Source organism: Pseudomonas ulcerans (assembly GCF_036324125.1).
Lineage (GTDB): Bacteria > Pseudomonadota > Gammaproteobacteria > Pseudomonadales > Pseudomonadaceae > Aquipseudomonas > Aquipseudomonas ulcerans.
The window spans coordinates 112,973-134,243 of record NZ_JAZDQN010000002.1 but is presented as its reverse complement, the minus strand read 5'-3'; the positions used below and the strand labels follow the sequence as shown (position 1 = coordinate 134,243).

General features: G+C 65.3%; 21 protein-coding genes. 3 read left to right on the top strand and 18 right to left on the bottom strand.

Going from position 1 to position 21,271, the window contains the following annotated elements; translation table 11 throughout:
- Nucleotides 1–113: 113 nt before the first annotated feature.
- The 5 genes from V0R59_RS02545 to V0R59_RS02525 all read right to left on the bottom strand — a co-directional run bounded on the left by V0R59_RS02545 (nucleotide 114) and on the right by V0R59_RS02525 (nucleotide 3,574).
- Nucleotides 114–842: a hypothetical protein gene (locus V0R59_RS02545; RefSeq protein ID WP_330073207.1), complete on the bottom strand. Its 729-nt coding sequence runs from the start codon at nucleotides 840–842 to the stop codon at nucleotides 114–116.
- Between the two features lie 94 nt (nucleotides 843–936).
- On the bottom strand, nucleotides 937–2,172 hold the full coding sequence (locus V0R59_RS02540) for a tyrosine-type recombinase/integrase (protein WP_330073208.1): 1,236 nt from the start codon (nucleotides 2,170–2,172) through the stop codon (nucleotides 937–939).
- Nucleotides 2,173–2,399: 227 nt separating this feature from the next.
- Complete coding sequence (locus V0R59_RS02535; RefSeq protein WP_330073209.1) at nucleotides 2,400–2,726, bottom strand: HigA family addiction module antitoxin; 327 nt, start codon at nucleotides 2,724–2,726, stop codon at nucleotides 2,400–2,402.
- A gap of 45 nt (nucleotides 2,727–2,771) precedes the next feature.
- Nucleotides 2,772–3,245: a DUF6882 domain-containing protein gene (locus V0R59_RS02530; RefSeq protein ID WP_330073210.1), complete on the bottom strand. Its 474-nt coding sequence runs from the start codon at nucleotides 3,243–3,245 to the stop codon at nucleotides 2,772–2,774.
- 47 nt (nucleotides 3,246–3,292) lie between these two features.
- Nucleotides 3,293–3,574: a hypothetical protein gene (locus tag V0R59_RS02525; RefSeq protein WP_330073211.1), complete on the bottom strand. Its 282-nt coding sequence runs from the start codon at nucleotides 3,572–3,574 to the stop codon at nucleotides 3,293–3,295.
- Nucleotides 3,575–3,734: 160 nt separating this feature from the next.
- Between V0R59_RS02525 and V0R59_RS02520 the strand changes: the two genes are divergently transcribed.
- From V0R59_RS02520 to V0R59_RS02510, 3 genes are all read left to right on the top strand, one after another.
- Complete coding sequence (locus V0R59_RS02520) at nucleotides 3,735–4,646, top strand: LysR family transcriptional regulator (RefSeq protein ID WP_330073212.1); 912 nt, start codon at nucleotides 3,735–3,737, stop codon at nucleotides 4,644–4,646.
- 143 nt (nucleotides 4,647–4,789) lie between these two features.
- Nucleotides 4,790–5,989, top strand: coding sequence for an NAD-dependent formate dehydrogenase (locus tag V0R59_RS02515; RefSeq protein WP_330073213.1), 1,200 nt, complete (start codon nucleotides 4,790–4,792; stop codon nucleotides 5,987–5,989).
- A gap of 6 nt (nucleotides 5,990–5,995) precedes the next feature.
- Entirely contained in the window at nucleotides 5,996–6,496 is a 501-nt protein-coding gene (locus V0R59_RS02510) for an HPP family protein (protein ID WP_330073214.1), read from the top strand.
- Here V0R59_RS02510 and V0R59_RS02505 read toward each other — a convergent pair.
- The 13 genes from V0R59_RS02505 to V0R59_RS02445 all read right to left on the bottom strand — a co-directional run bounded on the left by V0R59_RS02505 (nucleotide 6,480) and on the right by V0R59_RS02445 (nucleotide 21,026).
- The gene (locus V0R59_RS02505; protein WP_330073215.1) at nucleotides 6,480–8,954 is read right to left on the bottom strand and encodes a TonB-dependent siderophore receptor; all 2,475 of its coding nucleotides are present in this window, start codon (nucleotides 8,952–8,954) and stop codon (nucleotides 6,480–6,482) included. The genes V0R59_RS02510 and V0R59_RS02505 overlap by 17 nt on opposite strands.
- Nucleotides 8,955–9,067: 113 nt before the next feature.
- Nucleotides 9,068–10,006 carry a FecR domain-containing protein gene (locus V0R59_RS02500; protein WP_330073216.1) on the bottom strand — a complete coding sequence of 313 codons (939 nt, stop codon included), beginning with the start codon at nucleotides 10,004–10,006 and terminating at the stop codon, nucleotides 9,068–9,070.
- A gap of 3 nt (nucleotides 10,007–10,009) precedes the next feature.
- Complete coding sequence (locus V0R59_RS02495; RefSeq protein ID WP_330073217.1) at nucleotides 10,010–10,522, bottom strand: sigma-70 family RNA polymerase sigma factor; 513 nt, start codon at nucleotides 10,520–10,522, stop codon at nucleotides 10,010–10,012.
- A 381-nt stretch (nucleotides 10,523–10,903) separates the two neighbouring features.
- The gene (locus V0R59_RS02490; protein WP_330073218.1) at nucleotides 10,904–11,812 is read right to left on the bottom strand and encodes a LysR family transcriptional regulator; all 909 of its coding nucleotides are present in this window, start codon (nucleotides 11,810–11,812) and stop codon (nucleotides 10,904–10,906) included.
- Nucleotides 11,813–11,831: 19 nt separating this feature from the next.
- Nucleotides 11,832–12,761: a peptidylprolyl isomerase gene (locus tag V0R59_RS02485; RefSeq protein WP_330073219.1), complete on the bottom strand. Its 930-nt coding sequence runs from the start codon at nucleotides 12,759–12,761 to the stop codon at nucleotides 11,832–11,834.
- 4 nt (nucleotides 12,762–12,765) lie between these two features.
- A complete protein-coding gene (locus V0R59_RS02480; RefSeq protein WP_330073220.1) occupies nucleotides 12,766–13,221 on the bottom strand; it encodes a YbjN domain-containing protein in 456 nt (151 codons plus the stop codon).
- 13 nt (nucleotides 13,222–13,234) lie between these two features.
- Nucleotides 13,235–13,888: a DNA repair protein gene (locus V0R59_RS02475; protein WP_330073221.1), complete on the bottom strand. Its 654-nt coding sequence runs from the start codon at nucleotides 13,886–13,888 to the stop codon at nucleotides 13,235–13,237.
- Nucleotides 13,889–13,903: 15 nt separating this feature from the next.
- Nucleotides 13,904–15,598: a putative porin gene (locus V0R59_RS02470; RefSeq protein ID WP_330073222.1), complete on the bottom strand. Its 1,695-nt coding sequence runs from the start codon at nucleotides 15,596–15,598 to the stop codon at nucleotides 13,904–13,906.
- Nucleotides 15,599–15,659: 61 nt separating this feature from the next.
- Nucleotides 15,660–16,400, bottom strand: a complete 741-nt coding sequence (locus tag V0R59_RS02465; RefSeq protein WP_330073223.1) for an energy transducer TonB family protein — start codon at nucleotides 16,398–16,400, stop codon at nucleotides 15,660–15,662.
- A gap of 7 nt (nucleotides 16,401–16,407) precedes the next feature.
- Entirely contained in the window at nucleotides 16,408–16,827 is a 420-nt protein-coding gene (locus V0R59_RS02460; RefSeq protein WP_330073224.1) for an ExbD/TolR family protein, read from the bottom strand.
- A 10-nt stretch (nucleotides 16,828–16,837) separates the two neighbouring features.
- Nucleotides 16,838–18,643: a DUF2341 domain-containing protein gene (locus V0R59_RS02455; protein ID WP_330073225.1), complete on the bottom strand. Its 1,806-nt coding sequence runs from the start codon at nucleotides 18,641–18,643 to the stop codon at nucleotides 16,838–16,840.
- Between the two features lie 30 nt (nucleotides 18,644–18,673).
- Nucleotides 18,674–20,299, bottom strand: a complete 1,626-nt coding sequence (locus tag V0R59_RS02450) for a ShlB/FhaC/HecB family hemolysin secretion/activation protein (RefSeq protein ID WP_375547339.1) — start codon at nucleotides 20,297–20,299, stop codon at nucleotides 18,674–18,676.
- A 130-nt stretch (nucleotides 20,300–20,429) separates the two neighbouring features.
- Nucleotides 20,430–21,026 (bottom strand): transposase, encoded by a 597-nt coding sequence (locus V0R59_RS02445; RefSeq protein ID WP_330073226.1) that lies wholly within the window; start codon nucleotides 21,024–21,026, stop codon nucleotides 20,430–20,432.
- Nucleotides 21,027–21,271: the final 245 nt, after the last annotated feature.

Below are 21,271 nucleotides of genomic sequence, written 5' to 3'. Positions count from 1 at the left end.
AGCCGGATGGGGTTCAGAAAACGCGCCCCCCTGAAAGCGGCAGGGGGTGGGTTAGTTCAGCACGCGCCAGAACAAAACCCTCTGCTGGCGCGGCTTTTTTGGGGGGGATACCTTCAAAGGGTCTTGCTGGCACCTCCTTCCAGATTCCAGTTCGCGACCTTAGCAACCTCCTCTACACCGGTCGAATTAGGCGTTCCGTCATCTTTAGTTAGACCACAGGCGGCGGCGTTTTCATTGAGCCACTTAATCAAGGCCTTCTTCGGCGTCTTTCCACGTAATAGTTCCGGATTGCTTGTAACGGCTTCCCATGCTCGGATGGCTGCGGCCAGCTTGGGCGCGTAATTTGGGTGTGACTTCTCCAAATAGCCTGGCTGATGCTCATCTGTATCTGGGAAAAAGAACCCTGTTGCCACTCCTCGGCTTACTAACCATTCTTTCAAATCCTTAGTGGCGACAGTCGTATGTTGCCAATCAGGACGTGGACGGTAAGCAGAGCCCTCAGCAGATAGATTCCCGACGTCATTGACTGTTATCCCGCTCACAGAGGACGGCCCAAGGGATGCATCGCCAGCGTCGAATGGCGTATCACAAAAACTGTGCTCCTGTGTGGATATTCGAAGAGCCGCTTTAAGTGTTCCTCCCAGGACTGCATTTTTTATGGCACTGAAAACTGCCTGAAACGCCCTGTCCGAGGATCGATCATTGAAATCAGGGCCTGTAACCGGAAGGTGTGTATGCTCTCCATTTCTAAACAGCCTTGATGGTCGCTCCCCGATAGTGAGCACCGCAGCGTCTTGTACGCTCAAATGATCAGACAGCCTCCAGTAATCCAACTCACCCACTACATACCCTCCCATTCCCACTTGCTTAAATAGGGCTGCCAGCCGAACGCTGGGTAGTCCGCTTTTCGCCCCGGCTAGGCTGACAGGTGCTCAGTCAGGCGCGTTTAAATTCACCTTGAATGACGTTCGTCGTTGGTGAACTCGTAATGAAGCTCGCCCAATCGACCATTAAGGCACGACGCTTATCGATAAAGTCCGACCGAGAGTAAGCGGCCTCGGTCTGGTCGCGCTCATCATGGGCCAGCGCCAGTTCACAAACTTCACGTGGATAATGGGTGCGCTCGTTCGCCCAGTCGCGGAAACTCGAACGAAATCCATGTCTAGTCACATCGTCATGCCCCAGGCCATGCAAGAGGTTGCGAACGGCGTTGGCGTGCATAACACCGCTCTTGCCTTGGCCAGGGAATAGATATGGGCTGCCATCGATACGGGGAAATTCTTGTAGCATCTCAACCACTTCGGGTGCCAATGGAACATCAAAGGCTTGGCGCATCTTCATTCGCTCGGCAGGTAGCGACCATACACCCGCCGCCAGATCGAATTCCGACCACTCAGCAAAGCGCACCATATGCGAACGGGCGCCAGTCAGTATCAGCAGACGGGCGGCCACTGCGGAACGCACGTCGCTCTGTGTCAGTTTGACCATAAGCGCAGGCACGTCTTGCCACTTCATCGCGGAGAAGTGCTCACGCTTGCGGGCTTTTTTTTTCTCCGCTTTACTCAGCAGGTTCTCCAGATGGCCGCGCCAGCGAGCCGGATTGTCACCATCACGCAGTCGGCGAGCCTTTGCCGCATCTAACACCTGCTCAATCTGTCCGCGTACTTCGTCGGCGGTGCGGGTCTTCTCCAACCAGATAGGGCGCAATACACGCAGAACGTGTTCCGTTTCAATCTCATTTGTCGCCAGTCTGCCAACAACAGGGAAGGCGTATAGCTCCAGCTTTCGCAGCCAGCCGGCTCGCCACTTATCAGACCAGTCCGAACCATGCACTTCCATGTGTTCAATCGCCAGCTTCTCGAAAGTAACTTTACGCGCCTCTGTGATACGTTGCGCTTCCCGCTGCCGCTCCCGCTCAGCATCGCGGGTTGCCATCGGATCAGCACCAGCAGCCAACACCTTGCGTTGTTCCCCAGCGACAAGACGGGCGGCCTTCAAGCCTACTTTGGGGTAGCCGCCTAACCCCATCTCCCGGCGCCGGCCCGCAATTTGGTAACGCAGCACCCATGATTTACGTCCGGTGATTTGCACGATCAGACGCAAGCCGTCGCCGTCCTCATAAGACCCCGGCTCCGTCACGTTCTCGACTTGCTTGGGATTCAGTTTGCCCATGCCTTGCTCCGCAGTGAGTGTGTGGAGAATCCTATCCCCCATTTATTCCCCCACTTTTTTCCGGTAACGGGCAACCTGGGGCGAACATTTGCGGACGGATATTATCCTCAAAGCCCCGTATCTACTAGCCATTGCGGATAGGCACGAAAATCTGCGAACTGATAAAGCGCCGGCCACAAGCCGGCTTTTTAATGTCCGCGATTTATCGACCTTCAAGCATCCGCCAGTCAGGCAAACGCCAGCTTCTCCACCCGTTGCAGATCGACGTGCTGCCGGGCAATCCAGAGGTCGTAAGCATCCTGCATGGCCAGCCAGCTTTCCGCCGAGCGCCCCAGCGCTACCGACAGGCGCAATGCCATTTCCGGCGTCACACGACTCGTGCCCTTCAAGACACGGCTGAGCGTCGAGGGCGCTACACCCAGCTTTTCAGCCAGTTCACGACCACTGATACCGTTCGGCTGCAGATAGATGTCGGTGATGAACTCACCGGGATGTGGGGGTTGTGCATGTTCATTAGTGATAATCCTCATAGTCCGGGACGTAAGCGTTTCCATCGATAAACTCGAACGTCATCCGCCAATTGCCGTTCACCATAATCTTCACGCCGCAACCCGCCTCACCCCCGTCAACGCCAGAAACGAATTCAACTGCCCCTGCGGCGCCCGGTACACACCCAGTGCATTCAGGTACTTGACGCTGATCGCCGCCAGCTCCCAGGCCATGGGCTCATCATCGATGGCGAAGGCGCTTTCCGCGACGAACAGGTCAATCCCGGTCAGGTCACCCAGCGCCCTGAGCAGCCGCGACTTCTCCCGCAGCAACGGACGCAACGCATCGTTGCTCCAGGCCCACTTCCAGGTGCTCGAATTACCCGCGTAGCTGCCGATGCAGATGACATCTGCCTCGACGACCTTGCGGTCTTCGCCGTCGAACATCTCCAGCAAGCCGACATCCTGGTCGAAGCACCATCGGACGAAACGACCAAGCCCGTGCTCGGACTCCAGCCTTTGCTGCTTTTCTTTCAACTCGTCCACGGCATTGCGCAAGAAGCGGTCGAAGCGGTCGTCGTTCATAGGTCGTCCGTAAACACTCGCAAAGGCATGTGCCTGGGCGATAAAGACTAGCTGCAATTCGCCCTGCGCTGCTCATGCAGCTCACGCCGACGTCGCTCCAGGTTCACCTGCCGCTTCGCCAGTACCGCCGCCAGTTCGTCCAGACGCCGCTCGCCCTCGCTGATCGCGGCCTCCTTCGAGGCGAACAGTTCGCTGAGTGGATAACTGTGGCCGGTCGCGGTGCGGTCGTAGGCACTGCCGTAGATGCCACTCGCCACCAGCTCGACCCTCAGGATCTGGAAATTCCGGGTCAGGCGCCAGGCGACATAGGGGTAGGTGCGTTGCGTCATCAGGGGATTTTCCACGGCTCGGTTCGACTCCGGCAGCAGGCTACGCCCTTCGCTATATAGTTTTCAATACAGCGAACTGCACCGTTGTTTTACCGTTCATCTGTATTCGCCGGCCACAGCGCTATATCTTCGGCTACATAACGACAACAGGACGTACTCCATGCTGCTGCGCCAACTGACCTATCTGGTGACCCTCGCCCAGGAGCGGCATTTCGGCCGTGCCGCGGAAAAGTGCAATGTCTCGCAACCCGCGCTGTCCGAGGCGATCCGTGCGCTGGAGCAGGACCTCGGTATCGCCGTGGTCCAGCGCAGCCGGCGTTTCGAGGGCTTCACCGCCGATGGCGAGAAGGTGCTGGCCTGGGCCCGGCGGATCCTTGCCGACTGTGGGGCAATGCGCCAGGAAGCCCGCCAGCGCGAAGAAGGACCGAGCGGCACGCTGCGCTTGGGGGCGATTCCCACCGCGCTATCGATCGTGCCGCTGATGACCGATCCGTGCCTCGCCGGTCACCCGCGGATGAACCACGAGATCTACACCCTCGCCACTTCGCAGATCCTCCGGGGCATCGCCGACTTCGAGCTGGACCTGGGACTGACCTACCTCTGCGACGGCCGCCTGAAATCCTTCGCCACCTACCCACTGTTCCACGAGCGCTACGTGCTGATCACCCGTGACGACAGCGCCCTGCGCGGCCAGACGGCGATTGGCTGGGACGCGGTGGCGCGCCTGCCGCTGTGCCTGCTGACACGCAACATGCAATGTCGCCAGGGCATCGACGAGGCCTTCGCCAAGGCCGGAGTGCAGGCCATGCCGCGGGTTGAGACCGACTCGATGATGGTCCTCTACGGCCATGTGCGCTGCTCCGGGCTGTACAGCGTGGTGCCCCACAGCGCCCTGGCCCTTGCGGAAATGCGCGACGAGATCTGCGTCCTGCCCATCGTCCCGGAGCTGCAACGGGAGATCGGCCTGGTCCTGCTGCGCCGCGATCCGCAGCCACTGCTGCTGGAATCGGCGCTCGCGCTGTTCACCTCACTGGACCTGCAACGCCGGGTCGACGCCTTCCTGCACGGCTGATCGGTTTGCCCGATCACGCCATCGGAACAAGCGATTGGCACCGCTGCCGCCCTCTCGCCGAGGATGCCTGTCGAGCGCTACCGACGGCGCTCGGGCGCCACGCCGCAACGGCGCGCGCTCCTTACAAGCATCAGGAGGCTTCAATGGCGAAGATTGTTTGCGTGCTCTACGACGACCCGGTCACCGGCCAGCCCCAGCGCTATGCCCGCGACGACCTGCCCCACCTGGAGAGCTATCCGGATGGCCAGTCCCTGCCCACGCCCAAGGCCATCGACTTCCAGCCCGGCACCCTGCTCGGCAGCGTCTCCGGGGAGCTGGGCCTGCGCAAATACCTTGAAGCCAATGGCCACGAACTGGTGGTCACCTCCAGCAAGGACGGCGCCGACAGCGTCCTCGACCGCGAGCTGCACGATGCCGAGATCGTCATCTCGCAGCCGTTCTGGCCGGCCTACATGACCGCCGAGCGGATGGACAAGGCGCCGAAGCTGAAGATGATCGTCACCGCCGGCATCGGCTCGGACCACACCGACCTGCAGGCGGCGATGGAGCGCAACATCACCGTCGCGGAAGTCACCTACTGCAACAGCAACAGCGTGGCCGAGCACGTGGTGATGACCACCCTGGCCCTGGTGCGCAACTACCTGCCCTCCCACCAGTGGGTGCTCAAGGGCGGCTGGAACATCGCCGACTGCGTGGCGCGCTCCTACGATGTCGAAGGCATGCACGTCGGTACCGTCGCCGCCGGACGCATCGGCCTGCGCGTGCTGCGCCTGCTCAAGCCGTTCGACATGCACCTGCACTACATGGACCGTCACCGCCTGCCGGAAGCGGTGGAGAAGGAACTCAACCTGACCTATCACGAAACCCTGGAAAGCCTGGCCAAGGTCTGCGACGTAGTCACCCTGAACTGCCCGCTGCACCCGGAAACCGAGCACATGATCAACCAGGACTCGCTCAAGCACTTCAAGCGTGGCGCGTACCTGATCAACACCGCACGGGGCAAGCTGTGCGACCGCGACGCGATCGCAGCGGCCCTGGAAAGCGGACAACTGGCAGGCTACGGCGGCGACGTGTGGTTCCCGCAACCGGCGCCGGCGGACCACCCATGGCGCGGCATGCCGCACCACGGCATGACCCCGCATATCTCCGGCACCAGCCTCTCGGCCCAGGCACGCTATGCCGCCGGCACCCGGGAGATCCTCGAGTGCTACTTCGAGAACCGGCCGATCCGCAACGAGTACCTGATCGTCCAGGGCGGCAAGCTGGCCGGGGTGGGGGCGCACTCCTACAGCGCCGGCAACGCGACCAAGGGTTCGGAAGAAGCCGAACGCTTCAAGCGGTAGGCCGGCATGAGCCAGTCTCCCTTGGGTACCTCGCTGAACACTGCGGTGCCTGCCAGAGTCCGTATCGGCCAGCTGTTGCTGGCCGGTCTGGGGGCCTTCCTGGCCCTCGGCCTGGTCGGCACCCTGGCCGAGCGCAGTGGCCAGCCCTGGCTGATCGGCTCCTTCGGGGCCAGTTGCGTGTTGCTGTTCGGCTTTCCCAAGGCGCCGTTCTCGCGGCCGCGCAATGTGATCGGCGGGCACCTGCTGAGCTCCTGCATCGGCCTCGCCTGCCTGCATCTGCTGGGGCCGGGAGTGCTGCCGATGAGCCTGGCCTGTGCCCTGGCGCTGGTGGCGATGGGTGCCAGCGATACCACCCACCCGCCGGCCGGGGGCAATCCGATCATCGTCTTCATGACCCTGGCGGACTGGAGCTTCGCGCTGGTACCGACGCTGGCGGGAGTGCTGTTGCTGACCGCTTTCGCCTGGTTGTACGGGAGAGCCCTGCAGGCCCTCAGAACTTCTGGGTGAGCGTCGCGACCACGCTGCGTTCCTCGCCGAGGTAGCAGGCGGTCGCCGAGTAGCAGGAAGCGACGTAGTACTCGTCGGTCAGGTTGTTGGCGTTGACCCGCAGCGAAGTGCCGTGCAGGCCGAGGTTGCCGAAGTCGTAGCTGACGGAGGCATCGAACAGAGTGTACGACGGTACCTTGAAGTCATTCAGGTCGCTGCCGTAGCTCTCGCCCACGTAACGCGCGCCGGCGCCGACGGTGAGACCGGCCAGCAGGCCGTCCTTGAAGGCGTAGTCGGCCCACAGGCTGGCCATCTGCCCAGGCGTCTGGTACGGCGTGTTGCCCTTGGCATCGATCACGTTGGTGTAGCTGTTGTCGGCAAAGATGTAGTAGGACTTGCTGTACTCCACGTCGTTGTAGGTATAGCTGCCCAGCAGTTGCAGGTTGTCGCTGAGCTGCACCCGCGCCTCGAACTCGACGCCGCGCGAATCGATGCCGCCGACACCCTTGTACTCGTAGCTGTCGGTGAAGCTGTTCTCCTTGGCGAACAGGTTTTCCATCTCGATGCTGAAGAACGACAGGGTGTACAGGTCCTCGGTGCCCGGAGGCTGGAACTTCAGGCCGACTTCCCATTGCTCGCCGGTGGTCGGTTCGAGAATCTGCGCGCCGTCGGAGTAGTTCGAGGTCGGGTTGAACGAGGTCGAGTAGCTGACGTAGGGCGACAGGCCGTTGTCGAAGGCGTAGAGCAGGCCGAGATGGCCGCTGAGCTTGTTGCCGACGTTGGCGTCCTTGGTGCCCTGGCGGTAGTCGTCGATGGACACGTCGTACCAGTCCTGACGCAGGCCGGCGCTGAGGTTCCAGCCGCCGAGCTGGACCAGGTCCTGCAGGTACAGGCCCGCCTGCTTCTGCCGGCGCAGGGCATCGCTGACGGTGGTCAGCCCGGACAGGTCGTTGGCCGGGTAGCTCGGGGCGAACACGTCCAGCGGGGTGATCGAGGTGTAGTCGCGGTCGTAGCGCACCTTGTTCTTCGAATACTGGTAGTCCAGGCCGGCGACCACGGTGTGCTGCGCCGCCCCGGTGGAAAAGTCGGCCTGCAGCATGTTGTCGACGATCCAGCCATGTAGGTGCTCTTCCCCGCCGCTGAAACCACGGGCCAGCTGGTTGCTGCTGTCGCTCAGGTAGCCGTTGCCCCAGACCTGGCTGTTCTCGGTGGTGGCATCCAGGTAGCGGAAGTTCTGCCGGGCACTCCACACGTCATTGAAGCGATGCTCGAACTCGTAGCCGACCATCTGCTGGGTCCGCTTGAATTCTTCCAGGTCCGGATCGCCTTCGAAGAAGCTGGCGGAAATGCGCTGGCCGTTGCGCGTGTGCAAGGTGCCGGAGGCCGGCACGCTGCCGTGGTAGCCGCCATTGGGCTCGTGCTGCAGATAGGCGTAGAGATTGAGCAGGGTGTCGTCGTCGAGGCTGAGCGTCAGGCTCGGCATCAGGCTGTAGCGGGTCTCCTCGACGTGATCGACCTGCACGTTGCTGTCCTTGGCCAGCCCGACCACCCGGTAGGCGACCTTGTCGCTCAACGGACCGGTGAAGTCGAAGGCCGTCTGCTTGTAGTCATGGCTGCCGACGGACAGGTCGATGCGCCCGGCCTGCTGGAACTCGGGCCGCTTGGTGGTCAACGCCGCCAGCCCGCCCGGATTGCTGCGCCCGTACAGGACCGAGGACGGCCCCTTGAGCACATCGATGCGCTCCAGGAAGTAAGGGTCGATCTGCAGGCTGGTGAAGGAGCCCGGATCGCCCATGGACTTCAGGCCGTCGATGATGATGTTGTCCACCGAACCGTCGTTGATCCCGCGCATGGCCAGGTAGTCGTAGCGATGGGTGCTGCCATAGGGGTTGGTCAGCACCCCGGCGGTGTAGCGCATCGACTCCGCGACGGTGCGCGAGCCCTGCTCCTCGATCTGCGTGGCGGTGACCACGGACACGCTTTGCGAGGTTTTCGCCAGTTCCTTGCTGGTCTTGGTCGCCACGCTGCTATGGGTGGCGTGATAGCCGTCCATGCTGCCCAGGGCGTTGCCCAGCGCGAAGCCCTCGATCGTGGTCGCAGGCAACGCCAGGCTGCTGTCCTGGCTCAACTCGACCAGCGAATAACCACCCCGGGCATCACCCACCACCTGCAGGCCAGTGCCTTGCAACAGGGCCTGCAGGCCGTCGTCGACGCCGTAACGCCCCTGCAGACCGCCGGTCTGCCTGCCTGCGGTGAGTTGTCCGTCCACCGCCAGCAAGACCTGGGCCTCGCTGGCGAACTGGCTCAGCGCCGTGGACAACGATCCCGCCGGGATGGCGTAGCTGCGCAGGGACTGCTCGGCCTCGGCGGCGTGGGCGATGCCCATCAGGGCCGGTTGCAGGGCGGCCAGCGGCAGGGCCAGGACAGCGGCGCGCAGGGCGCGACGCAATGGGTGGTGGACAAATGTGGAGGCAGACATGAAATTCCCCGGAATCTGGTTGGCAAGCGAAGCGGGCCGAATCGCCCTTCTGCCCTTCAAGCCAAGCGAGATTGAAAAAGGGGAACCGCACCGGCAGATTTTTTTGCGCAGGATCAGGCCGGCACAGCGCTGCGGGGTTCGATGCTGATCCACCACGGCAGGCGTCGCACCACCCGCACCGGCAGGCTGGCCTCCAGCGCGGCGAAGATGCGTTCGCGATCGGCCAGCGGGAAGGCGCCCACCAGGCGCAGTCCCGCCACCTGCGGATCGCAACCCAGATGGCCGCGCTGGTAACGCGCCAGCTCCGCGACGAACTCGCCAAGGGGCATGTCGTCGGCCTGCAGCACGCCATGGGTCCAGGCCTGCCCGGCCGAGCGCAACGCCGTCGGCGGCTCGATCCGGGTGCGGTCGAAGGCGGTCTGCTGCCCCGCCACCAGACGCTGCTGGCGCATGCCCAGCACTTCCAGCGAACCGCTGTAGGCAGACACCCGGAACCCCTCATCCAGCTGGCGCACGCTGAAGCGTCCCTCGGCCACCCGCAGGCGAGCGCCGTCGGTATCCAGCCACAGCGGACCACTGTCGGCCGCCAGTTCCACCAGCACCTCGCCGCGGTACAGCACCATGTGTCGGCGGCCACGGGTGAAATCCACGTCCAGCGCGCTGTCGGTGTTCAGCCACAGGCGGCTGCCATCGTCGAGCCGGCGCTGCGTGACCTCGCCCACCGCCGTGCGCTGGTTGGCCTGCCAGCGCTGCCACGGCAATTCGCGTCCGCCCAGGCCGAGCACGCCGATACCACCGACGATCGCCAGGCCCTTGAGCACCTGGCGTCGGCCCGGCCCGCGCGCCTGCAACGCCGTGCTCGCGGCCCGGCGCAGGGGCAGGTGCTCGAACTGGGCGCTGATACCCTCGACCCGCGACCAGGCCTGGCGGTGCTGCGGGTGCGCGTCCAGCCACTGCTGCCAGGCCAGCCGCTCCGCGTCGCCGTGCTGGCCGCGCAATACCGCGAACCACTCGGCAGCCTGCTGCAGCACCAGGAAGTCGGGAGCGCTCACCCCTCAGTCCCCGGCCAGCAGCAGGCAATGCAGCATGGCCTGGGCCATGTACTTCTTCACCATGCGTTCGGACACCCCGAGCTTCACCGCGATCTGCCCGTAGGTCAGGCCATCGAGCTGGGCCATGAGGAAGGCCGCACGCACCTTGGCCGGCAGGCTGCGCAGCATCGCGTCGATCTGCAGCAGGGTGGCCATGATCAGTTCCCGCTCCTCCGGCGACGGTGCGTATTGCTCCGGTTGCAGCGCCAGGGACTCCAGGTAGGCACGCTCGATGGCCTGTCGGCGCCAGTGATTGACCAACAGGGAGTGGGCGATGGTGGACAGGTAGGCACGCGGATTGCGCAGCGGCGACAGGTCGCGCTCCTTGCTCAGCAGGCGCAGGAAGGTGTCTTGCATCAGATCAGCGGCGTTCTGGCTGCAGCCGGTGCGCTGGCGCAACCAGCCGTGCAGCCAGCCGTGATGGCTCAGGTAGAGCTGCTGCAAGGCTTGCTGACGGGAAAGCGTGCTGGCGGCCATGAAGAACGTCCACAGGTCGGGAGTCGAGAAGCGCGAATGGTAATGCCTCTCATATGCGTCCGCCAGAGAATTCTCCGCCTTGCAGCAGTCCACCGGGCTGCCCCTCTCCTTCAGCATGGGTATCCACACATCTTCCGATCTACCCATGCGGCGCGGTCCAGGTAGGAGCTGCGTTAGCTGCGAAGTAGCGCGCAGCGGTCCCGGAACCATCCCGCACGGCCTCTGACCAAGCTGCATCCTGGATTCACAGTGCCCGATCTGCCGCGTTTCTCCAGGCTCGCTGGAGAGACAGGATTTGGGAGCGCTGCGCGCCCCTTCGCAGCTAACGCAGCTCCTACCCGCGTCGACCATCGTTCGAGATGTGTAGATCCCCACACGCCTTCAGGCAAACCACTCCCGCCGCGACTCGAAGGCACTGCACAACACCTCCAGTACCTCCTGCACCCCTGCCCCCTGCCGACGGCGGTCGCTCACGCTGAGGAACATGTTGCGCCGCATCGGCGCCTCGAACAGATCGCCCAGGCCCACCAGCGTACGGTCCAGGCGACTGGCGTAGTGCGGCAGCAAACCGACACAGGCACCCCAGCGCAAGGTCTGCAACAGCAACTCGTGACTGCGCACCACCACTACCCCGCTCTCCCGCGCCGCCACGTAGTTGTTCCACGGCATCAGGCTCTGGCTGTGCAGGTAGGCCCGCGACTGCACCAGCTGGAAATCGCTCAGTTCCAGGCTGCTCGCCGGCCGTGACTGCTTGCGCGAATAGCGCTTGCTGACATGCGCCTGGTAATGCACCCCGGCCAGCCATTGCGTGCGCATGTCCGGCGGTTCCTGCGGCCGGTCGTCGTCACTCAGCCAGACGGCGATGTCGGCCTGCTGCAAGGCCTCCATCGAAGCACCACGCAGCTCGACGATCTCCAGGTTCAACCGGGCACTGCGGCGCAGGTGATTGAGCAACTCGCGCAGGAAGATGTCGTGCAGCAGCTCCTCCATCAGCACCAGGCGGATCGGTTGCCAGCCCATGGCACTGGCCGGTCGCGGGCACTCACGCCCCTTGACGCCCTGCAACGCCTGCCACTCGCGCCCCTTGGGCGTCAGCTCCACCGCGCTGTTCTGGTAGCACAGCAACGGCTGGCCGACCTGCGCCTCCAGTTGCGACAGCACCCGACGCAGGCGCGTCGGCTTGATATCGAGGCTGCGCGCGGCCTGCACGAAACTGCCGCAACGCCCGATCACCCGCAGGTACAACAGCGCTTCCTCCGCAGTGTTGCCCAGCCCTTCCCTTGGCTCCATGCTCGCTCCTTGCCGTCTTTCAGGGCTTTTCCCCAAGTACCTTGCCGACCGCGGCACCGTCGATGCTCAGGGTCTGGTCATTCACCAGCCCCGCCAGGTAGGCCTGGGCGATCTGTTCCTGGCGCTGCTGGCGCAGCGCGGCGACCAGTTGCCCGCGAACCTCGTCCAGGGTCGCCACCCGCGCCTCCTCGCGTCCCAGCAACTTGAGGATGTGGAAACCCTCGGCCGTGCGCAGCGGCTCGCTGATGGCGCCGTCCTTCATCTGTTGCAGGGCTGGCCGCACCGCCGGCATCAGTTGGTTCAACGGCAGCAGGCCGATCTCGCCGCCACGCTGGGCACTGACCGGATCATCGGAGTTGCTGCGGGCCAGCTCGGCGAAGTCGGCATCCGCGCCCTGCGCCTTGCGGTGAAGCGCCTGCACCCGCTTTACCGCGGCGTCGTCACCAGACTTGGCAGCGATGAAGATCTGGCTGACCCGGTAGCGCACCGGCAACACCAGGCTGGCGCGCTGGGCCTCGTAGGCCGCCTGCACCTCGGCCACGGACGGATAGCCGTCCGGCACCTTGCTGACCGATTCCATGTAGCTGCGCAGGATGATCTGCCGGCTGGCCGCATCGATGGCCTCGCGCACCTCCGGACGTTGCTCCCATTGCTGGGCACCCGCCTGCTCCAGCAGGGCCTTTTCGGTGAGCCGTGCGCGCATCCAGTCGTCCAGGGCGCCACGGTTCTCCTGCAATTGCTGGCGCACCTGCGGCTGCACCTGCGCCAGCAGGGCTTTCAGTTCCTCGGCATCGACCTTCTGCGCCCCGAGGCTGGCCAGCGGCGCGGCGCTGCTGGCCGGCCGGGTAGCGGCCTCCACCGGCGGCGGGATATCCGCGCCGCAGCCCGCCAGGCTCAATACGGCGACAAGCAGCGCGCCGGTCCGTTGCCAATCCCCACGCTTCGCCATCGCCTCAGGCCTCCTGCGCCACGTCGCGGCGCTCGGCAGCCTGGCGGCTGTAGTCGCGCAGATAGGCGACGAACTCCTGCAACAGGCGGTCCCACAGCTCGCAGCTGTGGCGCAGGAACTGCCGGGTCACGCCGCCGGTCACCGCGCAGTCCATCTCCAGCAGCAGGAACTCGCCCTGCTGCCACAGCCGGCAGAAGCGCCGGCTGGCGTTCCATTGTTCGGCCAGGCCGGCAGGCAGGTCGCCCTGCAGGCGCAGGGCGCAGCTGAAGCTGTAGTCGAAATAGTGTCCCGGCGTGCCGGTCGGGTTGCCCAGGCGCAGCGCATAGCCGATGCCCTGGCTGGCGCTGAGCAGTTGCACGGCGCCGTTCTGCTCGCTGCGCTCGACCCGGTAACCGGCCTCCTGCAGCACCTCGATCAGTTGCTCGGGGGTGACCTGTTCGATCAGTGCGGTCTCGCTCATGGGTACTGCTCCTTCAAGGCTGGACCTGGGTCACGGCGGGCTGGCCGTCGACCTGGGTCTTGTAGAGATCGTCGCCGTAGCGCTGCGCCAGTTCCTCGAACTTCACCCGGGCCTCGGAGGCGAACGGCTGGCGGATGCGCAGCGTCTCGGCAACGCCGATGTTCTCGTAGGCGGCGAGGATGTCCTTGGCCAGCCCGTACATTTCCTGGTTCTTGCTCGTGCAACCGGCGAGTTCCTGCTCGCGCTGCTGCAGGCTGGCCTGGACCTTCTGCCGCTCGGCATCACGCCCGCGGCTGAGGGTCAGCAGTTCGTCGTAGGCCTGGCGGAACTTACCGACCTGGGCCTGGCTCGCCGCCACCTGCTGGCTGGCCTGCTCGCGCAGGCCGGACTGGCTGCCGGCGAGCTGCTCGGCGCGCTGGCGGGCCTGGTCGCGCTCGGCGGTCAGTTGCTTGACCTGCGCCTGCGCCGCGTCGCGCTGGCTGACCAGCGCCGACTGCTCGGCACGCACCCGCGTCTGCTCGCTCTGCACCGCCTGCAATTGCTGGGTGGTACTGCGCAACTGGGCGCGCAGGCGTTCCTCCATGCTTTCGCCATGGGCGGCCTGGGTCGCCAGGCCAAGGCCCAGCAAGGTGACGACCAGGGTCAAGCGGTTGATGGGCATCTGCATGTCTGCCTCCCGCGCTTAGAAGCGCGTGTTGATCTCTAGCTGGAGTACATCGATGGCGAATGGCGCGCCATAGACCTCGTCGGTGCTCATCCAGCGCGCGGTGCCGTAGACGTTGTCGGCCAGGCCATAGTTGGCACCGATCACGTAGCCCTTGGCGTTGGTGCCCCCGAGGTGGAAGCTGGAGTCGTTGAAGCCGTCAGGCAGGGCGTCGGGCTGGATGTACTTGTAGCCGGCGAACACCTGCCAGTCGCCGCCGCGGCGCATCTCGAAGGCATTGCCGAGGGTGAACTGGATCATCCCGGCGTTGCCGCCGCTCTCGACCTTGCCGTCGAGATCGATATTGTTGGCGAACTGCCCGGCCGCACGCTTGCGCATGTCGCCTTCGGAATAGGCCAGGTTGCGGATGTAGTTGCCCTGCAGGCGCAGCTTGAAGTCTTCCGGCAGCTCGGCGTCCCACACCAGGTTCAGGTCGAGGACGTCGAACTCCGAGGCCAGGCCGACGTATTGCGGCTGCGGGGTGTTGGCCGGGTCGGCCGGATTGAGGGTGATGTCGCGCAGCAGGAACAGGGTGTTGCCCTTCTGCATGAAGGTCGGCCGCGAACCGTCGCTGTCGCACGCCGGCTGGCCGGACCAGGGTTCGCACGGGCTGGAACGGGTGCCGGCGATATCGTCGAAGCGGTAGTAGGCCAGGGCGCCGGTCAGGCTGTTGTGCCGGTTGATCTTCCACGCCGCGCCGACCTGGGCGCCGTACAGCCATTTGTTGTCGCTGCCTTCCTTGTCGAAGCCGTTGGAGGTGGCCGTGTCGGAGCTGTACTCCACCGGGAACGCGCCCAGGGTCCCGAACAGGTCGACATCACCACCCAGCGGCTGGCGGAAGTTGCCGGCGATGCCGTCGAAGGCCAGGTCGCGGGAGAACAGGGTGTCGGTGGACAGGAACGGGTTGGCGATCCGGCCGCCCGTGACGTTGAAGCGTTCAGACGGCTTCCAGGTGATGTAGCCCTGGTCGAGCCAGATGTCCTTCTTGCTGAAGCCGCCACCCAGGGTCTGGGTGGTCGACACTGGACCGTTGTCGGTACCCGTGGCCAGGCGGATGCCGGCGCTCCATTGTTCTGCCAACTGCGCCTTGAGCCCGAAGCGCGCGCGCAGGCGCAGCGAGTTCTCGCGGTCTTCACGGGCGTTGAGCAGCGGTGGCAGGGTGTTGTTGGTGTTCGGGTTGACGTCGTACGGGCCGTCGCGGTTCAGCTTGGCGAAATCGGTGATCTGGTTGCTGTTCCTGTCGTTGTAGAAGCGCGACTCGTCACGCAGGCGAATGTCGCCATCGAAGCTGATGCGCGACACCCAGTCCGGGAAGGTGTTGGGCTGGGCCCAGTTCTCGGTGCGGGCCTGGCTCATCACCTCGGCCTTGACCTCGTCGCGGATCTGGTCGCGCACCGTCTGCGGGATGTACGGCACGCGCACCTCCCCTGGCACCGCAGCAACGGCCGCCGGCGTCTGGCGTGTGGCAGCGCGGGCCTGCTGCGCCTCGCTCTCGGCCTGGCGTACCAGGGCGTCGGCCTGGTCCTTCTTCAGCACGCCCTGCTGCACCAGCAGGCGGATCAGGTTGATGGTCGCGTTGTCCGAGGGCGCGACGGTATCGGCCGACGCCTGCCCGGCAAGGGCGGCGATCACCACGCCGACGCCCGCCACCAGGCGGTTGAGTTTCCCATTCATTGCGTACAGCTCCTAAAAGGTCCTGGTCAGGAATTCGTATTGGCGTTGTGTCCGGCGGCCATCAGCCCGGCCGCCGGCCTTGCAGCGAAACGTGTACCGGCAGGGTCAGCGAAGCCGGCGGGCGTTCGTCCAGGCGTCCGGCCTGGCGCACCGCGTCGAGCACCTTGGCGTCCAGCTCGGCATCGCCGCTGGAGCGGCGCAGCTCGACCCGGGTGATGTCCCCCGCCGGACCGATCCAGATGTCGGCCTGCAGCTGGAACGCCAGGTTGCGCAGCTCGCTGTTGTCCTTGAGCAGGCGCTGGAAGGCGTAGGCCAGGTACTGGCTGTAGCTGGCATTGCCGACCCGGCCACCACCTGACCCGGCCATGCCGCCACCCTTGCCGGCGCCGATATTGAAAGCGTCGTTGCCGGACTGGGCGTCACCATCCATCTGGATCGGTTCGGCCAGGTCGTCCGCCGGCGAAGGCGGCGCTTCGTCCTGCGGCTTCACCTCTTCAGGCTCCGGCGTGGGCTCCTGCTCCAGCGGTTTCTCCGGCGGCTGTTCGGGCTCCGGCGGCTTCTCCTGGACCGGTGGCGGCGGCGGTGGCGGCGGCAGCGGGATGATCGCCGGCACCTTGGGCGCTTCGCGGCGCACGCCGCTCATGTCCTGCGACCACTGCCACAGCAGCCAGGCCAGGCCGCCCAGCAGCACGGCCGCGAGCGCCCACGCCAGGTAGCGGCGCAGCGGCGACGACGCCCCGTCGAGGGACTGCGCCGGAGCATCCGGCGCAGGAAAACGAGAAGGTCTGGATGACATGTTCAACCTTCCGTCAGCTTGGCTTGCCGGTGACCAGGCCGACCTGCGACAGCTCCAGCCGGCGCAGCAGGTCGAGGACCTCCACCACCTTCTGGTACTGCACGGCAGCGTCGCCACGGACCACGATCGGCACGTCGGGGTTGAGCGCCTTCTCGCTGCGCAGGCGGTCTTCCAGTTCGCCCAGGGTCACCGGGTAGGCGTCGAGGAACACCTGGCCGGCGTCGTTGACCGAGATCGCCTTGGTCTTGAGCTGCGACAGCGACACGCTGGCGCTGGCCTTGGGCAGCTCGATGCGGATGCCGGCGACCTGCGCGGTGGCGGTGAGGATGAACATCACCAGGACCACCATGAGCACGTCGACCAGCGGCGTGATGTTGATGCTGTCGACGGCGGCTTCTTCTTCGTCGTCGTAGCTGTTGTTCAACGATGCCATGACCTGCTCCTCACACCAGCGCCGGCTGGTCGTTGCGCCGGGCCTGGGCAGGCTCGCTGCGGGCGCCCTCGCCGTAGACCTCGGCCAGGCGTGTGATGAACTCGTCGACGAACACGCGCATGTCGGCGCCGACCTCGCGGTTGCGCGTGACCAGTCGGTTGTAGCCGAACAGCGCTGGGATGGCGACGAACAGGCCCATGGCGGTGGCCAGCAGTGCGGCGGCCATGCCCGGGGCGATGGCGTTGATGTTCACGTCGCCGGCCATGGCCGTGCCGAGGAACACCACCATGATCCCCATCACGGTCCCCAGCAGGCCGATGTACGGGCCGCCGGCAATGGCGTTGGACAGGGTCGAGAGGCGCGACGAGAGCATCTGGTTCTCGCGGGTGCGCACGGCATCCATCGAGGCGCGGATGGCTTCGATGGTGGCGCCGGAAATGTTCACAAGGTCGGCGCCCTGGGCGCGACGGGTACGCATTTCCTGCACCGCCACCTGGTACAGGCGCCACAGCGAGGAATGCTGCAGGCGACCCGGCAGGGCCGGATCGTCGGCCAGTTGCTCCAGGCGCGTGCCGACGGTGGCGAAGTGATCGCGGAAGGTCGCGTTGGCACGGCTGACCCGGCCCACGCTCTTGTTCTTGCGGATCATGATCACCCACGACTGGATCATCATCAGCACCAGCACGGCGATGATCACCCAGGCATCGATCGGCACCGCACCGAGCAGGAAGCCCAGGCTGCCGAAGCCGAAGCCGGACTGTTTTTCGTCGACGCCGTAGACCACCAGACGAGACTCGGCGCCCTGGGCCACGGCATCGGCCTGGAGCAGCGGCAGCGGACGGGCCACGCGGGAAATGCGCAGTTCGTCGAGGGCACCGTGGAACGGCACCAGGCTGCTGCCCTGCGGCGCTTCCGGCAGGTCGGCGGCGATCGCCAGGGCGCCGGAGAAGGCCGGCACAGCCACTTCCAGGCGGGTGTTTTCACGACCGTTGACCAGCACCACCAGTTGACCGTTCTGCGCTACCAGCGCCAGGTGCTGCCATTGCCCGCCGGCCAGGGCCGTACCGGCATTGCTGCGTTGACCGTCGACCTCGATGAACGGCGCGCCCTGGTTCAGGCCCAGGAGAAGCGAGTGGCCTTCGACACGACGGGCCAGCAACACCTGCTCACCGTCCAGGCTGTCCGGACGCAGCCAGGCGCTGACGCTGAACGGCGCACCGGCAGCCCAGGCCAGCGACGGGCTGGCCGGCAGCAGCAGCGGCTGGCCGCTGAACTGGGCGGAACGACCGATCACGCCTTCGACGCCGGCACCGGCCGGGGTCTGGCCGTTGTTCGAATAGGCCGTGGCATCCCGTGGCGGCGTGCCTTCGGCACCACCGAAGTGATAGACCAGGCTGTAGTCGGCATCGAACACCTGCTGGCCATTGCTGGTCGAGGGCGCCTTGGCATTGCCGTAGTACATCCAGATGTCCTGGCGCTGGCCGCCTTCCACGCTCGGCACGTCAACCCAGATCAGCGCCATGCCCAGCAGCGGGTCGAAGCTTTCGATCTGATGGTGCAGCACGGTCTTGTCATCGGCGGCGACGAAGCGGATGTCCGAGCCGTCCTCGCTGACGCCGTCGAAGGTGAAGTTGCCGGTGTGCAGGCGCACCAGCAGCGGCAGGCGACCGACCCGTTCGGTCATGGCCGCGCCCTGCGGCGTGGTGTCGAGGGACACCTGCTTGCGGTACAGCCAGTCCTCCTGCCACCAGGCACTGGCGGTGCCCGGGGCCAGCAGGCCCAGGCAGATCATGGAAAGAAACAGTATGCGCAACATGGGGGTAGCTCTCCGGGTTCGGTCCAGCGATCAGAAGTTCGCCTGCACGCTGAAGTGCACGCGCGAGTCGTGTTTTTCGGTATTCGGGCCATCACGCAGCGGCAGCGCCCAGTCGACGCTGCCGGACAGCCATTCGCCCAGGCGCATGCGCGTGCCGATACCGACGCTGGCGAGGGTGAAGTCCTCTTGTTGTTCCTCCTGGGCGTCCTGCACACGCAGGTGGGCGCCGTCGGCGAACAGGTAGAAACGCCATTCCTCCAGGTACTGGCTGGCACCCTTGCCCAGCCAGCCGGACAGCGACGGGGTGCGCGCTTCCAGGGACAGCGCCGCGCCGTCGTCACCCGTGGCTTCCGCCGCCAGGTAGCCGCGCACGCTGGTGGCGCCGCCGGCGGAGAACTGCTCGTTGGAGACCAGCGGCCCGGAGGCCAGCTGGAAGGCCGCCTTGGCCCCGGCCTGCCAGTCGCCGCCGAAGGTCTGGGTGTGGTTCAGGTCGCCCTTGAGCACACCGAAGCTGGAGTCGGACAGGTAGCGCTTGTAGGCGAAGTCTTCGTCGTCGCTGCCGTAGCCGAGGAAGCTGCGGGTGCCGGCCACCAGGCTCAGGCCGAGACTGGTCTGGGCGCGCTCGGTGAAATGGAAGCCGGTGTAGGAGAAGGTCAGCGGCGCGTACTTGAGCGGCACGCGGTCTTCGCTGCCGCCGAGGACCACGCGTTCCTCGAAGTCCTTGAAGTCGACGCCCAGGCTCAGGGCGTGGGACCAGCTCGCGCTCGGCGGCAGGCTGTAGGTCAGCGCCACGCCGTAGGAATGCCCGCGACCGACGACGTTGGTGCCGCCCACGGTGGCCACGTCGCTGTCGGACTTGTAGCCACTGGCCTGGACGCTCCAGCGCTCGCTCAGCGGTACGGTGTAGGCGCCGGACCAGACTTCCGCGTCATCGCGGTTCTGCGGCGCCGTGAACCAGGTCAGCGACAGCTGGTGGCCGGCCTGCCAGAGGTTGTCGTGACCGATCGAAACCACCGAGCGCAGTTCCTTGGTATCGGCACTGTGGTCGTTGTTCAGGCCGAGGTTGACGTGCCAGGGCTTCTTGTCCTCGACCTTGAGGTCGACGTCCATGGTTCCGGGGCGCTGGCCCTCGCGTACCAGCGGCACCACCTGGCGACCGGGGGTGCGGTTGAGGTCGGCGAGCTGGCTTTGCACCTTGTCGAAGTCCGGCACGGCACCTTCGACCAGGGCCGGCACTTCCTCGCGCACCTCAAGCGGCGAGTAGTGTTTGGCACCCACCACGCGCACCCGGCCGACCTTGGTTTCGCTGACCTGCAGGTAGACCACGCCGTCGGCCACCTGCTGCTCCGGCAGCTCGACGTAAACCGACTGGTAGCCGCTGGACTGGTAGGCGGTCTGCAGGGCATCGCGGGCGCCTTCGATGTCCTGCATCGTGCGTTGCGGCCCGAGGAAGGGGTACACCGCTTCCTCGATGGCCCGGGCGTCCAGCACGCTGTTGCCGCGCACCACGTACTCGGCGATGTCGACCTTGCGCTGAGCGGCGGTGCCGGCCTCGGCGGGCGTCTCCTCGGCGTTCGCGGCGGCCATCCCCACGGCCAGCGCCAGCGCCCCCAGCGCGGCCAGGCAGCGCGGTCGTCGGCGGTGACCCACCGGCATTTCGTTCAGTACTCCCACTGCATCCCCCCAGGTCAATCCAGGGCCCGCCCAGCCTTTCGCAGGCGTGAGTCGGGCCTGCCGGTCCGTGGCACGGACCGGCGCGTTATCGGTATCGAAAAGGTTCTAGCGCTTACTTGTTCAGCGGCAGTTCATGACGAGCCTGCCAGGCGTGGAGCTGGGCGAAGTTCATCGAGAACTCGGGCATCTGCAGCAGCTCGGCGAGGATCACCTCGCCGACGATGCGGCCCAGCACGTGCACTGCGGCGGTGTCCTCGACGAAGCGCTGGCTGTCGCCGACGAAAGTGGAGAAATCCCAGACCCGCTGGCCCATCTCCAGGCCGACGAACCAGCGGTACAGCAGGTTGTAGCTGAGCTGTTCGTGCAGGTGCTGTTCGCTCGGCACCGAGTACAGCAGGCGCAGGAGCAGGGCCTTGACCAGCACCGAAGGATCGACCCGCAGGTTGCAGCGGCGGGCGACCTGGTCGAGGGTTTCCTGTTCGGCATCCAGGAGGTTTTCGATCTGCGGGCGCAGCAGTGCCAGCGAGTGACCGGGCGGGATGCAGCTGGAGACTTCGCGCAGTGCGCCCTGCCAGTCCTCCTGGGAAACGATCCAGACCCATGGTGCGCCGTAGCGGTACACCGAGACGGGGCGCTTGCGCGCAGCCTCGACGATCTTCGACAGACGCTGATCCAGTTCCTGCATGCCGACCTTGGAATACCTTTCCATCATTCTCACCGCTCTTCGAATTCGTCCCTTGTCGGGGCTCCGGTGCCGCAATCCCTTTTGCCCGGGGCCGTGCCCCATCCCGCGATTCACCCTTGTATGACGGTCAGGCATCGACAGCACCGAACTTTGGTCATGAAAACTTCATGAAGGAATTTGCGCGGGGCTGGGTGGAGGGTTGGCAGGTGTCTGCCCTGAGCTGGATACCGGAGTCGAGAGAGCGACGCGGACCCTGTGGGAGCTGGCTT

What these genes read in the sequence shown, in the direction of transcription:
- V0R59_RS02540 (WP_330073208.1), bottom strand. Translation starts at nt 2,172, where the DNA reads ATGGGCAAACTGAATCCCAAGCAAGTCGAGAACGTGACGGAGCCGGGG.
- V0R59_RS02535 (WP_330073209.1), bottom strand. Translation starts at nt 2,726, where the DNA reads ATGGAAACGCTTACGTCCCGGACTATGAGGATTATCACTAATGAACAT.
- V0R59_RS02530 (WP_330073210.1), bottom strand. Translation starts at nt 3,245, where the DNA reads ATGAACGACGACCGCTTCGACCGCTTCTTGCGCAATGCCGTGGACGAG.
- V0R59_RS02525 (WP_330073211.1), bottom strand. Translation starts at nt 3,574, where the DNA reads ATGACGCAACGCACCTACCCCTATGTCGCCTGGCGCCTGACCCGGAAT.
- V0R59_RS02520 (WP_330073212.1), top strand. Translation starts at nt 3,735, where the DNA reads ATGCTGCTGCGCCAACTGACCTATCTGGTGACCCTCGCCCAGGAGCGG.
- V0R59_RS02515 (WP_330073213.1), top strand. Translation starts at nt 4,790, where the DNA reads ATGGCGAAGATTGTTTGCGTGCTCTACGACGACCCGGTCACCGGCCAG.
- V0R59_RS02510 (WP_330073214.1), top strand. Translation starts at nt 5,996, where the DNA reads ATGAGCCAGTCTCCCTTGGGTACCTCGCTGAACACTGCGGTGCCTGCC.
- V0R59_RS02505 (WP_330073215.1), bottom strand. Translation starts at nt 8,954, where the DNA reads ATGTCTGCCTCCACATTTGTCCACCACCCATTGCGTCGCGCCCTGCGC.
- V0R59_RS02495 (WP_330073217.1), bottom strand. Translation starts at nt 10,522, where the DNA reads ATGGCCGCCAGCACGCTTTCCCGTCAGCAAGCCTTGCAGCAGCTCTAC.
- V0R59_RS02490 (WP_330073218.1), bottom strand. Translation starts at nt 11,812, where the DNA reads ATGGAGCCAAGGGAAGGGCTGGGCAACACTGCGGAGGAAGCGCTGTTG.
- V0R59_RS02485 (WP_330073219.1), bottom strand. Translation starts at nt 12,761, where the DNA reads ATGGCGAAGCGTGGGGATTGGCAACGGACCGGCGCGCTGCTTGTCGCC.
- V0R59_RS02480 (WP_330073220.1), bottom strand. Translation starts at nt 13,221, where the DNA reads ATGAGCGAGACCGCACTGATCGAACAGGTCACCCCCGAGCAACTGATC.
- V0R59_RS02475 (WP_330073221.1), bottom strand. Translation starts at nt 13,888, where the DNA reads ATGCAGATGCCCATCAACCGCTTGACCCTGGTCGTCACCTTGCTGGGC.
- V0R59_RS02470 (WP_330073222.1), bottom strand. Translation starts at nt 15,598, where the DNA reads ATGAATGGGAAACTCAACCGCCTGGTGGCGGGCGTCGGCGTGGTGATC.
- V0R59_RS02460 (WP_330073224.1), bottom strand. Translation starts at nt 16,827, where the DNA reads ATGGCATCGTTGAACAACAGCTACGACGACGAAGAAGAAGCCGCCGTC.
- V0R59_RS02455 (WP_330073225.1), bottom strand. Translation starts at nt 18,643, where the DNA reads ATGTTGCGCATACTGTTTCTTTCCATGATCTGCCTGGGCCTGCTGGCC.
- V0R59_RS02450 (WP_375547339.1), bottom strand. Translation starts at nt 20,299, where the DNA reads ATGCCGGTGGGTCACCGCCGACGACCGCGCTGCCTGGCCGCGCTGGGG.
- V0R59_RS02445 (WP_330073226.1), bottom strand. Translation starts at nt 21,026, where the DNA reads ATGGAAAGGTATTCCAAGGTCGGCATGCAGGAACTGGATCAGCGTCTG.